Source organism: Rhodoferax sp. P2_H8_2 (genome assembly GCF_056403235.1).
In genome coordinates, this window is the sequence record NZ_JBFUFW010000003.1 from 175,172 (window position 1) to 189,192 (window position 14,021).

The window sequence follows — 14,021 nt, forward strand, 5'->3', positions numbered from 1 at the left end:
TCTTTCTCGGTTCGTAATGAAATTTGAACCTCGGGTGATAGCTTATCCGGTGTCGGTATTCCTTCACAAGACCAGCAGTTTGCGCGAGGCACAACGCTATCATTTTGATAGCCATAGGCGAGCGCTCTATGCGCGCTGCAGCCCTATTTCATTCCATTGATCTGCTGAATCAGCGTGCGGTGGCTGGGCAGGTCGACCAGCGCGCGGTCGCCGAAGCGTTTGATCTTCGCGAAGAGCCGTTCGGCTTCTTCGGTTTGCGGAAAGTCGTCACGGCCTGCGCTCAGGTCGGTCTGGAAGCCCATGCCGTAGAGGATGTACTGGTAGTTGAAGAAGGCAAAGGTCTCGGTGTCGAGCACGAAATCGAAACGCCCAGGTGGCCGCAGCTTCCATTGCTCCAGAAACTCCGCCAGCCGCTCGGGGATCGTGGCCGGGTCGGCGTTGTCGCGCCAGAACTTCTCGGGTCGCTCGCTCAAGCAGTAGTGCAGCTTCAGGAAGTTGACGATGTTCTCAAAGCGCGCCGTCATCAGCTCGTTGAAGCGACGCGCGGGTGCTTCTATGGGCCCGCTGTGCGGCAGCATCTCGGCAATCATGCCGGCGGCAGCTTCGATCAGCACCAGGCCGGTGGATTCCAGCGGCTCCAGAAAGCCCGCGGACAGACCGACCGCGACGCAGTTTTTGACCCACTGCTTTTCACGGTAGCCCGGCGCAAACGGAATACTGCGCATCGCCAGATCGTCGTGCCCCGGCCCCACATAGCCGCGCAGGATTTCGGCAGCGCGGTCGTCGCTGATGTGGTCACTGGAATAGACGCAGCCAATGCCGCGCGCGCCGTTCAGGCCAATGTCCCAGATCCAGCCGGCTTCGTGCGCGGTGGCAATCGTCACGCTCTCCATCGCCGCGTCCCGCTCATCCAGCGGCAGCTTGCAAGCCAGCGCCCGGTCGGTGAACAGCATGTCGCGCACCGACTTGAATGCAGCGCCCGGCATCTGCGCTATCAACTCCGCGCGAAAGCCCGTGCAGTCGATGTACAGGTCTGCCGCGAAACTGCCGTTCTGCAGCGTATCGATATGGTCAATCGCGCCCGCTGGCGTCAGCGCAACACGGGACAGCGTCGCTTCCACATGCTGCACGCCCAACTCTTTGGCGCGCTCAGCCAGCAGCTTGGCCAGCTTCATCGCATCGAAGTGATAGGCGTAGTTCAGCGGCGCTGTGTATGCGCCATCGCTGGCGCGCTTGGGCGCACGCCGCGCTTCAGCCACGCGCTGCTGCAGCGTTACCGCCTGGGCAAAAGGCGGGCGTGTGGCGGGCTCTTGCAGCAGCCAGTAAGGCACAAGGCTGGTTCCCTCGGTATAAAACGGCGCTTCAAACGGATGGAAATAGGTGTGGTGTTGATCGCCCACCGGCGCATGCGCCCAGTCAACAAACTGAATGCCCTGCTTGAACGTGGCCGAGGTTTCGCGGATAAAGCGCTTCTCGTCGATACCCAGAAACTGCAGCGTCGTGCGGATGGTGGGGAAGGTGCCTTCGCCCACGCCAATCACGCCAATGTCGGGCGACTCCAGCACGGTCACTTCCAAGTGACTGCGCTCGGACAGCGCCAGGTACTTCGCCAGGTAAGCCGCCGTCAGCCAGCCCGCCGTACCGCCGCCGACGATCAGGATGCGTCTCTTATTCGTCATTTGTTCTTGTCATTTTTTCTAAGCTCTCACGTACAGGTTCTTCAGCCACAGGTGGCCGGTCTGGGCGCCCTGGCCCCAATCTTCTTCGTCCTCGGCCTGCTGCAAGCTGTGGCCCGAGGGGTTCAACAGCTTCACGCGGCCAATGCGAAACGACGCCACGCGGCGCGTCACAAACGTGAGCCCATGCTCCAGCGCCGTTGCTGCCATCAGGCCATCGCGCGTGTTCGCATAGGGCAATTGCGCGCGGCGGCGCACGATGGCGGCGTCCACCGCCAATATGCGTCCATCGAAGGCCGGCAACACATGGTTGTCTATCCACTCCCGCACCACCAGGCCCGCTGCCCGGTCCTTGCGACCCAGCCGCGCCGCGGCGTTTTCTATCTCCAGCAGGTTCAGCGCCGAGATGAACAATTTCTGGCGCGCAACGCCGTTGGCCCAGGCCGCCAAACCAGGGTCCGCCTGCGCCGTTTTGGCCTTGCGCAAGTCGAGCACGATACCGGTGTCAAGGAGGAACATGTCAGCGTTGTCTATCTACCGGAAGTGGCTTGCGCACCCGATGTAAGGAACAATATTCGGGACGCAAGGTAGGTAAGCAAGGTACATCTTAGTCCAGCCCTTCCCGGTGATCCCAGGCGCCATCGGATGCATCATTAGTGTCTAGTTCGACTACATCTGGCATCGCCAATACTTCCAAAATACTCTCGCTTTCCCCAGTGAAACGGCGGAAATCCTCGATGCTCATCAACACATGGGTCGGCTGCCCCCGGTCTGTAATCAAGACAGGTTCAATCCGCGCTTCGCGCTTGGCGAAACTCACATCGCGGTTGAATTCTCGGCTGCTGAGGAACTTCATGGTTACGAAAATTGTACGAGACGTGCCTATATAAGTCCAACCACTATGTAGGTACGTAGGCACAAAGATGTCGATACCCATAGACGGCTTGAAAACGCTCTCACAAAATCCGCCCCGAAACGTCACACATCAAAAAAAGCATCTGGAGACAGCATGGATTTCGACAACATCAACCTTTGGGCCCTGATTGGCGATGTGTTCGCCAAACACGGCCCGTCAGTTCCGGCGATCGCACAAACGTTCACACCAGGGGATTTCAGCGTTCGCTTCTTTCTACAACTGGCCATCATCATGTTGGCCTGCCGCATCTTTGGCTGGATCGGCAGCAAGTTCCTCGGCCAGCCGCAGGTCGTCGGCGAAATGATTGCGGGCGTGGTGCTTGGCCCATCGCTGTTCGGCATGCTGGCGCCTGAGCTGCAAGCCGCGATCTTCCCCAAGGAAATGAAAAACGTGCTGTACACCGGCGCGCAACTGGGCGTGGGCCTGTACATGTTCCTGGTCGGCACCACCTTGCGGCTGGACCACTTTGCCACCAAGGGCAAGAGCGCCATGGGCGTGTCGATGGCCGGCATCGCAGCTCCTTTCTTCATCGCCTTCCTGATCACGCCTTTCCTGATGGGCGTTCCCGGCCTGTTTGCGGTGGGCATCTCGCAGACCAACGCTACGCTTTTCATGGGCGCCTGCATTGCGCTGACCGCCTTCCCCATGCTGGCCCGCATCATCAATGAGCGCGGCCTGGCCAATACTTCGCTGGGCACGCTGGCACTGACGGCTGGCGCGTTTGACGACGCCGCTTCGTGGTGTGTATTGGCTATTGTGCTGGCCGCCTTTGGCGCAGGCCCAGGCGTTGCCGTGCTGGCGATTGGCGGCGGCATCCTGTGGGGCGCTTTCGTGCTGATGTTCGGCCGCAAGCTGCTCGCGCCGCTGGGCCGCATGGTCGAGCGCGATGGCGAGATGAGCCACACCGTACTGGGCTTCACGCTGATAGCGTTCTGCGTATCCGCCTTCATCATGGACGCCGTTGGCATCCACGCCATCTTCGGCGGCTTCATCCTGGGTACCGTGATGCCACGCGGCCTGTTTGCTGCAGAGCTGAAGAAGAAAGTCGAACCGCTGGCGGTGATCCTGCTGCTGCCTATGTTCTTCACCTATTCCGGCCTGAACACGCGCCTGGACATGATCAACTCCGGCGAGCTACTGCTGATCGCGCTGGGCGTGCTGGCCGCCTCGGTGCTTGCCAAGTTTGGCGCCTGCTATCTGGCAGCGCGCATGTCGGGCGAAGACAACCGCACAGCCCTGGGCATCGGCGCGCTGATGAATTCGCGCGGCCTGATGGAGCTGATCATCATCAACATCGGTCTGCAAAAAGGCATCATCGGCCCCGCGCTGTTCTCGATGCTGGTGCTGATGGCCGTGGTTACCACCATGATGGCCAGCCCCGTGTTCGAGCTGGTCTATGGCAAGAAGGCGCGCGAGTCGGGCGAGCTGGGTGCGATTCCTGGAAGTGCGGCGGGAAGTCCTGCCAGCAACCCGGCGTAAATAGAATAGCCGGCATGGAAGTTTCTTTGGAAGCCGTGGCCACCGCGCCGCGCGCTGAAGGCCTCACGCCTGCGCTCAGCCCTGTATCCCGCGCGCCCAGCTACACGCTGCGCCATGCTTTGCTTGCTTGCGCAGGGGTTTTCACCATCATCGGCGTGCTGGCATTTGGCACGTTCAACCTCGGCACCATGTTGTTGCTCGGCTCGTTCGGCTCCAGCGCGGTGATGGTGTTCACGTTTCCCGACATCCATTTTTCGCAACCGCGCAGCGTTATCGGCGGCCACGTGATCTGCACCGCCGTGGGCCTGGCGGCCCTCGCTGTGTTCGGCCCCGCGTGGTGGGCGCTGGCAGGCGCGGCGGCGGTAGCGCTCGCGCTGATGATGCTCACGCGCACCGTGCATCCGCCCGCGGGCTCCAACCCGTTGATCGTCTTTCTGGTTGCGCCGCAGTGGGGCTTTTTGCTGTTTCCCACGCTGTCCGGCGCGGTCGTTATGGTGCTGGTCGCGCTGGTTTATCACCGCGCTTGCAAGCGGGCGTATCCGGCGTATTGGGTCTGATCCAGTCCGGATCAGCCGGGTGTGTGCTTGTAGGAAACCACGCGGTTGCGCCCGCCGTTCTTGGCCTGGTACATGGCGGCGTCTGCCCCTTGCAACAGCGTGCCTAGGTGATGGCTGTGGGTGGCGACACCGATGCTGATGGTGACCTGCAAGATATGGTCCTGCCACGCGATGGTCTCGCTGGCAACCGACCGGCGCAGCTTTTCAGCGACTGACGCGGCGGTGCGGCTGTCCGTGTCCGCCAGCAGCACCGCAAACTCTTCCCCCCCCAAGCGCCCGCACAAGTCGGCCGCGCGAAACTGCTGATCCAGCAGCATGCCCACCCGCTGCAGCACCAGATCGCCCGCGCTATGTCCGTAGGTGTCGTTGAAGGCCTTGAAGTGGTCCACGTCAATCAGCAATGCGCTTAAGGGGCTGCCCTGGCGCTGGCACAGGCGGCTCATCTGCTCGCCCAACTCCATGAACGAGCGCCGGTTGGGAATGCCGGTGAGCACATCGGTGCGCGCCATGTGATCGGCCACCGCGTTGGCGCGCTTGAGCTTGAGGGCCAACAGCGAGCTGGCTTGCATGGAGGTGGCCAGCATCCTGGTGGCCCGCAATGCGCCCACCAGAAAGATACTGGCCGAGATTGCCAGCCCCAGGTAAATGCGGCCGGGCTGCAAAAACAGCCACACCGTGCTGGGCACCAGCACCGACGTCATCGCAATCAGCGTCATGCCCCGGTGGGCCGAGTAGGTAAACGTACTGGCACCCACCAGCCCCACCACAAAAAACAAAATGACAAACTGCTCTACCGCCTGCTGCTGCGGCATCAGCCACACCGCGCCCAGCCCCCACACCAGCGACGAAAACGCCAGCGTGATCGCATAGGGCCGCTCCCACACCAGGATATCCAGCCCCACCGGCTTGGCGTGAAAGTACAGCAGATGCATCACCAGCCGCACCACCGAACTCAGGCCCAACACCCCCAGCCAGGTCACCAGCTTGTCCTGCTCCACCAGCCCCCACAGCGCCCAACACATCAGGCCGCCCACCGCCATGCTCTGAAACATCGCCGGAAACGCCTGCCGAATCAGCAAGGCCAGCGTGTCTGCGCGCACCAGCGCATCGCTGTCCGCCAGGGCCGTGGCGGCGGGCGGAGTGGCGTCGGAAGCGGTGAGGTCGCGCATGGTCTTGGTTAACACGGTCTTGCTGGTTGGTTGGCGGATGCTACACGCGCCGCAAGTCTCGTGCCTGGCCTGCCTTCAGGTAGGCGACTTGGATACTATGGTTTTGATAGCTGCTTACGCACGTTCTATGCGTGCTAGCGGCCTATTTTCTTGTGAAAACCCAGCGTCCACTGATTGCTCTCAGCCACCCCAGTCGCAATAGCGCTGATGATGCTCACCCGCCAAAGGGCTCCAACTCGCTGATCGTCTTCCTCGCCGCGCGGCAATGGGGCATTTCGTTGCTCCCCAGGCTGCCCGACCGGTGGTGATGGTGTAGTGGCGGCGATCTACAAGCGGACTTGCAAGCGGATTTGTCCGGCGTATTCGATGTAGCGCCAAGCGATCTTTTGGGCGTACGGATTTGACTGACCAAGGCATAAATCGCCACCCTGGATTTGTTGGCGGTCTCTTCCGGACATAGCGGGTGGTCCGATTCGCGTCATATTTATTTCTTGGCGTTGAGGCAACGAGGTCGGGAAGAAATCATGTAGCTGCAACGCTTAGCCGCTTCGTGCGCCAATTAAGAACTACTGGTCAGTGCGACTTCACGATGTTCTTGCTCGTCACTCGCAAACTCACGCGCACTCTCTGAAATGAAGAATGCTTGAACGCCACCTCACGGGAGACCACGCATCTAAATTGACAACATCGAGAAGCGCCGCCGTGATTAAATAATCCAAATAATTTAAATCGTCTAAAAGAATTCAGGGGGACGTTATGCCGAGTGAGAAGGATCTTGCGCCTTTGGTCGAAGGTGGGATACACATTTTTGACTCCATATGGAACTGGCCAAGTGCTGGGGAAATTCCTCGATGGATTTTGTTGATTCTCATAGTTCTAGCTGTCGCGGCATTCGCTTTCACGATGCTGCTCGGAGCGATTTCTAAGCTCATAGATGTCATTTTCAAACTAGTCGAAGCCTACAAATCGAGCGGCCTCCCAGTTCTACTTTCAAAAGTGAACAAGGCCAAAGTGCGAAAGCGATCACAATTTTGTACCGTACTGGCGGCCGACCTTAACTACATTGCAAAGGCTGAGAGTTGGAATGATCAATATTTCACTGACCTTGAGGCAGAAGTAGAAACAGAAGGCGGCTATTACGCATCTTCAGTTCATAAGCTAATCGGCAGGCGTTCACACGGCTTGCGCAAGGAGCGGTCACTAATTCGAGCTATTGCGACTAGTACAGAAAGAGCAATTCAACTGGTCGGCGAACCCGGTGCTGGTAAAAGCGTGGCCCTACGACATCTTGCAAGTCAGCTGGCTGCCAAAGGAATTCGATCCAAAGGCAAGCACGCGATAGTCCCTCTATATGTAAACATGCGAGAAATGGAGTCGAGCACGCCCGAGCATGTCAATGCAGACTCCATACGCGACTTCATTCTTGACAACATTCGCCGCGGAGATTCAGACACAAGCGCATTTGTTAGAGAGAACTGGGATGAGTATCGTGACAAAGGGGTATGGTTTTTTCTCTTCGACTCCTTTGATGAAATACCGGCAGTCTTACATGCCGAAAAGGGCAGCGCAGCAGCGGCTGCATATTCAATGGGCATTCGGCAGTTCATAGAGGGCATGGGGGCGTGCAAGGGTGTCTTAGCATCTAGAGAGTTCAAAGGCCCGGAAGCCCTCCCATGGAAGAAATTTCGCATTTTGCCTCTCCATAGCGACAAGCAACATGAGCTCATTCGAAATGCGTTTTTGAACCCTGATCAAGAAAGAGTTGCTTTGCATCATTTGGCACAGCCCGGTGGAACGTTAGGTACAACGCCTCTCTTTTTAACGTTGCTCTGTAAATATGTGAAGTCAGAGAATAGAGCTCCGATCAATGATTACGACTTACTTTCGCTTCACATTGACAGGCTCGCACGCCGTGACCCGCATTACCTCGAGCGTAAATACGGTTTGACACCCGACAACCTTCTTGCAGGGGCTGAAAGGCTCGCACAGCTGTTTGCAGAAGAAGCGACGCTGGGCCTTGCGCCTACATCGGAACAAATCGAAAAAATGGCCCCTGCGTCTGGCATCCCTGCAGGTGAAGTAAGTCAACTTCTTTCCGCTTTAGTGGACTGCAAAATTGGTAGATCTGATGTACCAAATGCAGCACATGGTGATCGTCGCTTCGCCTTTTCTCATCGGAGATATCAAGAGGCGTTGTTTGTGCGATTCCTGGTTTCGAATCCCGGACATCTATCCGCGATGGAATTACTTACCGACCCGCGCTGGAGGGAGTATGCAGTTACGCTGCTGCAAACAGAGCCAACTGCGACCATTGAAGCAATTTTAGGATCCGCCTCTGAAATTCTTAGTAATGCAGCGATGGATCAAAAAATCCAGCCTGCAAAAACACCCATCTCAGCAGGTTGTGGCTACTTTGAATGGCATTCGCAAATTTCAACTTATGTTTTGGAGTTACTCCAAGAGGGCATGGCGCGCAGAATGGAAAGTGTCCCGCCAATACTTTCGCAGGCTGTACAGAAATTACTGCAGCCCAGATGGCGGAGCGGTGATTCTTTTGACAGGTCTGAAGTAGTCCGCCTCGGTGCGCTATTGCCTCAAGCCACTTTGATTAAGTACCTAGCAGTGACATTTAGATCTGGCACGCAAAAAAATGAAGTCAATGCATTTCAACAAACAGCGGCATTGCTTGGCGGCGCTCCAAAGATCATACGGGAGGCTGTCCTCAAACGCTTATCTGCGGAAACTTTGGCAGCACGTGATCGTGGCACTTTGATACGACTTGAAGCATTAGCGGCACGCCTTCCGAAGGCGTTTGGGGCAAGCTTAGTATTCCAGCGAAATGCGTCGCTCCGTAAAGCTTTCCATGCAATTACCTTCGTTACGCGGCTGATTTACCCAGACCGACTACTCAGAACATTCGATAGCACGACAAGGTTAGTACTGCCTTTGGCTCGAACTCAAAGGACTCCTCCGAGTAATTCCGTTTTTCTTTTAGGCGTTACGCTAGCAGGACTATTCTTTGCAGCCCTTACATCGAACGTCAAAAGACTGTCTGCGGGTAACTCTACAGAATACTCTGGGAAGTTCATACTTACAAACGACCTTTCTAGCTATATCACTTGGTGGCAAGTCACGCCGCTTTTTGACATGTGGCCAGTTCTTCTAACCGCCTGCTTGATGATTCCATATTCTGTTTTTTGTACTTTGTATGTCCTGAGAACGAGAGGCGAGCGATTAAATTTTTCTTTCTATTTCTCAAGGCTTACCAGTCTTGATGTACTCAGCAGGTATTTAATTCCTGTTGTCGCTGTCGCCGGCGTCTTTTCGCTGATGCTGGGTGCAATTTATTTGCTCGGCTTCGGAGTGGCATGGGTAGGCGAAGCTACTGATCTTTTCCATTGGAAGGAGCCTCGGCTCTTAATTGGAATGCTGACCATAGCGCCTCTCACAATTGTTGCATTGGTGTTAACGGCCGTAGCAGGCGTACACAAAGACCGTCGACTGGTCAAAGAGTTTCAAATCGCAAAGGCAACTGGAAAAAACGATCTGGTGGTGCTGGGGAACTTGGGCAGTATCGATTCCGTGATGTATTTCCTCACTCAAGAAAAAACGCTTCTCTCTGACTACAGCGAAAACCGCTCATTTGCCTCCTTTCTACAAAAATTGCCAAGAGCCAATTCCAATCCGAACTTCCCCGCATTTCGAGACTACACAACCAATGATCGACATACCATGCGGAAATGCTTGCAACTCTTGGAAGACCGCCTTCCTAACTTAGCTGAAGTCGACAATCCGTCGCCTCACCAAAGAGCTGCGTATGCATAGCAACACTTTTCGGAGCTAGTGTTCGCGAAGGCCTTACCAACGCGATGGAACTTAGACATTACGCTGCCCGATTGGCTGCTCTTGCAGCCCGACAGACTCATACTGACAAACGAAGAGCTCACGATCGATTTCGAGTCAAGGCCATACTCGCGGTTGACTTAACATCTCCACGCTTTCAATAAAAGGAGACAACCATGTTCAGCCACGCAATGCTCGGCGTCAACGACTTCGAAGCCTCCAAGATTTTTACGGCACGCTCTTGGCCTCTTGTGCTGGACGCAAATCTCAAGGACTTTCCCCCCGCCCCAACTTCGCCAACATCTCCGCCATCCGCCTCTGCCGCGTTTCCGGCCGCTTGGCGCTGTGCAGCCGGTGGTAGATGGTGAACTGGCTCGCGCGTTTGAGCGTGCTGTAGAAAGCGTGGGCGGCGGGGTCTTGTTGCAGGGCCGCTAAAAAATCTTCGGGTATCACCATGGTGGCGCTGCCGGCGTAGGCGGTGGCCCAGCGCCCGTCGCTGCGGGCGGCCTCTACTTGCGCCAGGCCGGCGGCTTGCATGTGCCCTTGTTCTATCAGCCGCTCGGCATGCTGCACGTTTTTCTGCGACCAGTTGGAGCGCGCGCGGCGCGGCGTCAGGCGTTGCAGAAACGAGGTGTCGTCCAAGGCGTTGCGCACCCCGTCGATCCAGCCCCATGCAATGCAAGCCACCACACAGTCGTCCCACGTGACGCTGGGCAGGCCGGTACCTTTCTTGTGGATGCGCACCCACAGCTCAGTCTCGCTGGCGTGGTTTGCCTGCAGCCACGCGTGGAGCTGCTCAGGTGTTTCAAACGTGTGGTGCGCTTTGTTGCTCATGAATTATTTGACAGGGATCGGCTGATCGACCGGCACCGGCACCGCCGTCACGCTGTTTTTGGGGCTGCCGTCGATGATCTTGTCGGAGTACACCAGATAGACCAGGGTGTTGCGCTTGACGTCCACCATGCGCACCACTCGCACGTGCTTGAACAGGAAGGAGGAGCGGGCGTTGAACACCTCGTCTTGCTTGTCGATCTTCTCTTTGAATCGGATGGGGCCCACCTGGCGGCAAGCGACGGCTGCGTCTGCCGTGTCTTCTGCCAAACCCAACGCACCGGAGTAGCCGCCGGTTTTGGCGTGCGACAGATAACAGGCCACGCCGTCCACCGCCGGGTCGTCAAACACATCGACCACCACCTTGTCGTTGGGGCTGAGCAGTTTGAAGGTGGTGCTGACACTGCCAACGGTCTCAGCGCTGGCGCCCAGCGCAAGGCTACTCAGCAGCAGTGAGGCAAATAGTGTTTTCATTGCAAACTCTCTTTGTTGAAATGGGACCGGGAGAAGATTAGCAGGAGCGCGCAAAGGCTTGGCGTACCATCCCCACGGCTTTCAATAAAAGGAGACAACCATGTTCAGCCACGTAATGCTCGGCGTCAACGACCTCGAAGCTTCCAAGATTTTTTACGACGCGCTGTTTGCCACGCTGGGCATCAAGCCCGGCATTGCCAATAACAACGGCGTGGTCAACCGCTACTTCTACCGCTCGCCTACGGGCTCGTTCGGCATTACGCAGCCGCTGAACGGTGAGCCAGCATGCCATGCCAACGGCGGCACGGTCGGGTTCAACATGGCGTCGCCCGAGCAGGCGGATGCGTTTCACGCAGCAGGCCTTGCCCATGGCGGCACGACCTGCGAAGAGCCGCCGGGCTGGCGCGATGGCGGCGTGGGTAAGCTGTACCTGGCCTATCTGCGCGACCCGGATGGCAACAAGCTTTGCGCGCTGCACCGTCCGCCCAAGGTTTGATGCTCCTGCTTAAGCTCCTATTTTCATAGCTGCTTACGCACATTCTGTGCGCCTTGCAGCCGTTTTATGTCTAGCTGCGCACTATTGCGCCAACGCAGCGTATTTGCGCAGCAGCTCCGGCATCTTGTCTTGCCGCAACTTGGCCAGCTTGACCCAAAGGCGCTCCGCGCGCTCGGGGTCTTGTGCCACAAACTGGTGGCTAAGCATCAGGTAATAGGCCTTGGTCTCCAGCGGAATGGCGATCTTTTCCACGTCGTGCATCGGGTGGCTACTCAGGTAGCTGTCGGCCGCCTGCTCCAGCGTGGCATACGCCAGGATGCGGCCCATCGATAGCTTCTGGAAGTTCTGCTCGGTGGTCTTGGCGCTGTCGGACTTCAAACCCCTGCGGGCGAGGTCGGCACCCACGGAGAACGTGGTGTTGAACCCGATAGTGCCCTCACCCAGACCCGAGACGGTGTACCCGTCCCACGCAAAGGGCGAGCCCTTGAGTCGATAAAACACATACGACTGGGAGTAAAGGCGCGCGGACTCGTCGGGCTTGCCGTCTTTCATGGGGTAGCGGCCATACTGCAGGCGATCTGGAACATAGGAGTACCCGAAGGCCGCATCAATCTCTCCGCCCTGCAGGCGCCGAAAGGTGCGCAGCTGGGGCGCACGCTCAAATGCCGCCGTCAGCCCCATCTCCTTCGCCACCATTTGCACCAGCTCCACCATGGCGCCAGGCTGGCTGGGTATGCCGGGTCCATTGCCCAATTGGTAGGGCGCCAGTTCGATGTCGGCGTACTCCACGCGCAGTTTTTGCGCCCACACCGGGCTGGCAGGCAGCAGAGCCAATGCAGCGGCAACCAGCAGCGTCCAGCGTGTCATTTTTGTATCCGCTTGTATCCGGTGAAGTTGTGCCCAGTATTGCGCTTGGGCGCGGCTTGTCAAGCGCACAATGCCGTCATCCCAAGATTGCAAACATGCGCCGACGCCTCTTCCTCCCAATCGCCCTGTGTCTGCCGCTAACCCGGCAGGCTTGGGCGCAGGCCGCGGACGCTGAAGCAGAAGACGCGCCGCAAGCGTTGCCAAGCTACAAGGTGTCTGCCGCGCAATTGCAGGCCGCCGTGGCGCAGCGCTTTCCGATGCGCTACCCGGTGCCGGGGCTGCTGAATTTGGATGTGCAGGTGCCAACCTTGCGCTTGCTGCCAACGCAAAACAAGCTGAGCGCGGAGATGGTGGTTGAGGCCAGTGGCTCGGCGCTGAACCGCAGCCACAGCGGCACGCTGGAAGTGGAGTTTGCGCTGCGCTACGAGGCCACGGACCGCACGGTGCGCGCGCACCAGCTGCGCTTCAAGCGGCTGCAGTTTCCCAGCCTGCAACCGAACGTGGTGACACTGCTCAACGCCTATGGCCCGGCGTTGGCAGAAGGCTCGTTGCTGGAGGTGGTGTTGCACCGCCTGCGCCCGCAAGACCTGACGCTGCCCGATACGCTGGGCATGCAGCCGGGCAGCATCACGGTGACAAACGAAGGGCTGACGATTGGCTTTGTGCCCAAGCCGCGCTAGGCGCCGGTGCAACATGCCCACACATTTCGATACGGAGACAACCATGCGGCAAACCACCTTGCGCCGACTCTGCGCCGTAGCGGCCTTGAGCGTTGCCACCATCGCGGGCAACGCGGCGCATGGCATGGAGCTGGCCACGCATGGCAACACCATCATCCTGTCCGGCCCCGTAGCGGGCACAGAGCTGGCCTTGGTGAAGGATGCCTTTACTGCCAACCCGAAGATTGACACGGTGGTCTTGCGCAACTCACACGGGGGCGATGCGTGGACGGGTTACCGCGTGGGCGAGCTGCTGCGCGAGGCGAGTGTGACGACGGTGGTCTCGGGCTATTGCATCTCGTCGTGCTCGCGGATGTTTCTGGGTGGCAAGACGCGGCTTTTCAGCGACGACTATCCGGCAGACCGCACCTATGTGGGCTTCCATGGGCACTACGACGCGAACGGCAATCTGGACCCGCAATCGGTAGGCAAAGGCGGCCTCTACAACTGGATCATCAAATACTCCGACGGCAAGGCCGACCCGGACTTGGTGCAGCGCTGGATCGCGATCAAGAAGAACAAGGGCGCGGCCAACTTTTTCCACCCGGATGTGAAAGCGGCGTTGGGCAACAGCGTATTTTTCTGCGACGGGCTGACGGCGCAGAAGGTGACGAGCTGCGAGCCCATTGCCACCAATGCGCTGGAGCGCGGCGTGGTGACCGATTTACACCGCGTATCCAGCCCCGACCAAGCTGCGCTACCCGAGCGGCTGCGCGCGCAGCAGTTTCCGGCCAGCGGTTATGCGGCCTTGGATGACCTGAGCAAGCTGCCGCTGGCCACGGTCGCGGGGCGTGAGCAATACCAGCGCTACCTGCAAGCGAACTTACCACGGGCGTTTGCGGTATCGCCCTCGCGGCAACACTGGGCCTGGATATCGGGCAGTGCGGAAGACGCCAACGCGGTCGCGCTGAAGCGCTGTGAAGAGCGGGCCAAGCAGGCCTGCGTTTTGTACAGCGTGGATAACCAGGTCGTCTTCCGCTGAGCATTGCGCATC

13 protein-coding genes are annotated in these 14,021 nt (G+C 58.3%); 6 read left to right on the forward strand and 7 right to left on the reverse strand.

What is annotated here, in order from left to right:
• Positions 1-143: 143 nt before the first annotated feature.
• The 3 genes from AC1DV6_RS06480 to AC1DV6_RS06490 all read right to left on the reverse strand — a co-directional run bounded on the left by AC1DV6_RS06480 (position 144) and on the right by AC1DV6_RS06490 (position 2,532).
• Positions 144-1,679, reverse strand: coding sequence for a tryptophan halogenase family protein (locus AC1DV6_RS06480; RefSeq protein ID WP_477976279.1), 1,536 nt, complete (start codon positions 1,677-1,679; stop codon positions 144-146).
• A gap of 18 nt (positions 1,680-1,697) precedes the next feature.
• Entirely contained in the window at positions 1,698-2,195 is a 498-nt protein-coding gene (locus AC1DV6_RS06485) for a PIN domain-containing protein (protein ID WP_477976280.1), read from the reverse strand.
• A gap of 88 nt (positions 2,196-2,283) precedes the next feature.
• Positions 2,284-2,532 carry a type II toxin-antitoxin system Phd/YefM family antitoxin gene (locus tag AC1DV6_RS06490; protein ID WP_477976282.1) on the reverse strand — a complete coding sequence of 83 codons (249 nt, stop codon included), beginning with the start codon at positions 2,530-2,532 and terminating at the stop codon, positions 2,284-2,286.
• A gap of 153 nt (positions 2,533-2,685) precedes the next feature.
• On the opposite strand from AC1DV6_RS06490, the gene AC1DV6_RS06495 reads away from it, so the two are divergent.
• Positions 2,686-4,071: a cation:proton antiporter gene (locus tag AC1DV6_RS06495; protein ID WP_477976284.1), complete on the forward strand. Its 1,386-nt coding sequence runs from the start codon at positions 2,686-2,688 to the stop codon at positions 4,069-4,071.
• A gap of 14 nt (positions 4,072-4,085) precedes the next feature.
• Entirely contained in the window at positions 4,086-4,628 is a 543-nt protein-coding gene (locus tag AC1DV6_RS06500) for an HPP family protein (protein ID WP_477976286.1), read from the forward strand.
• Positions 4,629-4,639: 11 nt separating this feature from the next.
• Here AC1DV6_RS06500 and AC1DV6_RS06505 read toward each other — a convergent pair whose 3' ends face one another.
• Complete coding sequence (locus AC1DV6_RS06505; RefSeq protein ID WP_477976288.1) at positions 4,640-5,797, reverse strand: GGDEF domain-containing protein; 1,158 nt, start codon at positions 5,795-5,797, stop codon at positions 4,640-4,642.
• Positions 5,798-6,553: 756 nt separating this feature from the next.
• On the opposite strand from AC1DV6_RS06505, the gene AC1DV6_RS06510 reads away from it, so the two are divergent.
• Entirely contained in the window at positions 6,554-9,622 is a 3,069-nt protein-coding gene (locus AC1DV6_RS06510) for an NACHT domain-containing protein (protein ID WP_477976290.1), read from the forward strand.
• A gap of 285 nt (positions 9,623-9,907) precedes the next feature.
• Here AC1DV6_RS06510 and AC1DV6_RS06515 read toward each other — a convergent pair whose 3' ends face one another.
• Together AC1DV6_RS06515 and AC1DV6_RS06520 are read right to left on the reverse strand one after the other, a co-directional pair.
• The gene (locus AC1DV6_RS06515) at positions 9,908-10,474 is read right to left on the reverse strand and encodes a YdeI/OmpD-associated family protein (protein ID WP_477976292.1); all 567 of its coding nucleotides are present in this window, start codon (positions 10,472-10,474) and stop codon (positions 9,908-9,910) included.
• Between the two features lie 3 nt (positions 10,475-10,477).
• Positions 10,478-10,945: a CreA family protein gene (locus tag AC1DV6_RS06520; RefSeq protein ID WP_477976294.1), complete on the reverse strand. Its 468-nt coding sequence runs from the start codon at positions 10,943-10,945 to the stop codon at positions 10,478-10,480.
• A gap of 100 nt (positions 10,946-11,045) precedes the next feature.
• Between AC1DV6_RS06520 and AC1DV6_RS06525 the strand changes: the two genes are divergently transcribed.
• Complete coding sequence (locus AC1DV6_RS06525; protein ID WP_477976296.1) at positions 11,046-11,441, forward strand: VOC family protein; 396 nt, start codon at positions 11,046-11,048, stop codon at positions 11,439-11,441.
• Positions 11,442-11,522: 81 nt separating this feature from the next.
• Here the strand turns inward: AC1DV6_RS06525 and AC1DV6_RS06530 are convergent, their stop codons facing one another.
• Positions 11,523-12,308 carry a substrate-binding periplasmic protein gene (locus AC1DV6_RS06530; RefSeq protein WP_477976298.1) on the reverse strand — a complete coding sequence of 262 codons (786 nt, stop codon included), beginning with the start codon at positions 12,306-12,308 and terminating at the stop codon, positions 11,523-11,525.
• 95 nt (positions 12,309-12,403) lie between these two features.
• Here AC1DV6_RS06530 and AC1DV6_RS06535 point away from each other — a divergent pair, with 95 nt between their 5' ends.
• The gene (locus AC1DV6_RS06535; RefSeq protein WP_477976300.1) at positions 12,404-12,988 is read left to right on the forward strand and encodes a DUF1439 domain-containing protein; all 585 of its coding nucleotides are present in this window, start codon (positions 12,404-12,406) and stop codon (positions 12,986-12,988) included.
• 43 nt (positions 12,989-13,031) lie between these two features.
• Complete coding sequence (locus tag AC1DV6_RS06540) at positions 13,032-14,009, forward strand: hypothetical protein (RefSeq protein WP_477976302.1); 978 nt, start codon at positions 13,032-13,034, stop codon at positions 14,007-14,009.
• The last annotated feature ends 12 nt before the right edge of the window (positions 14,010-14,021 follow it).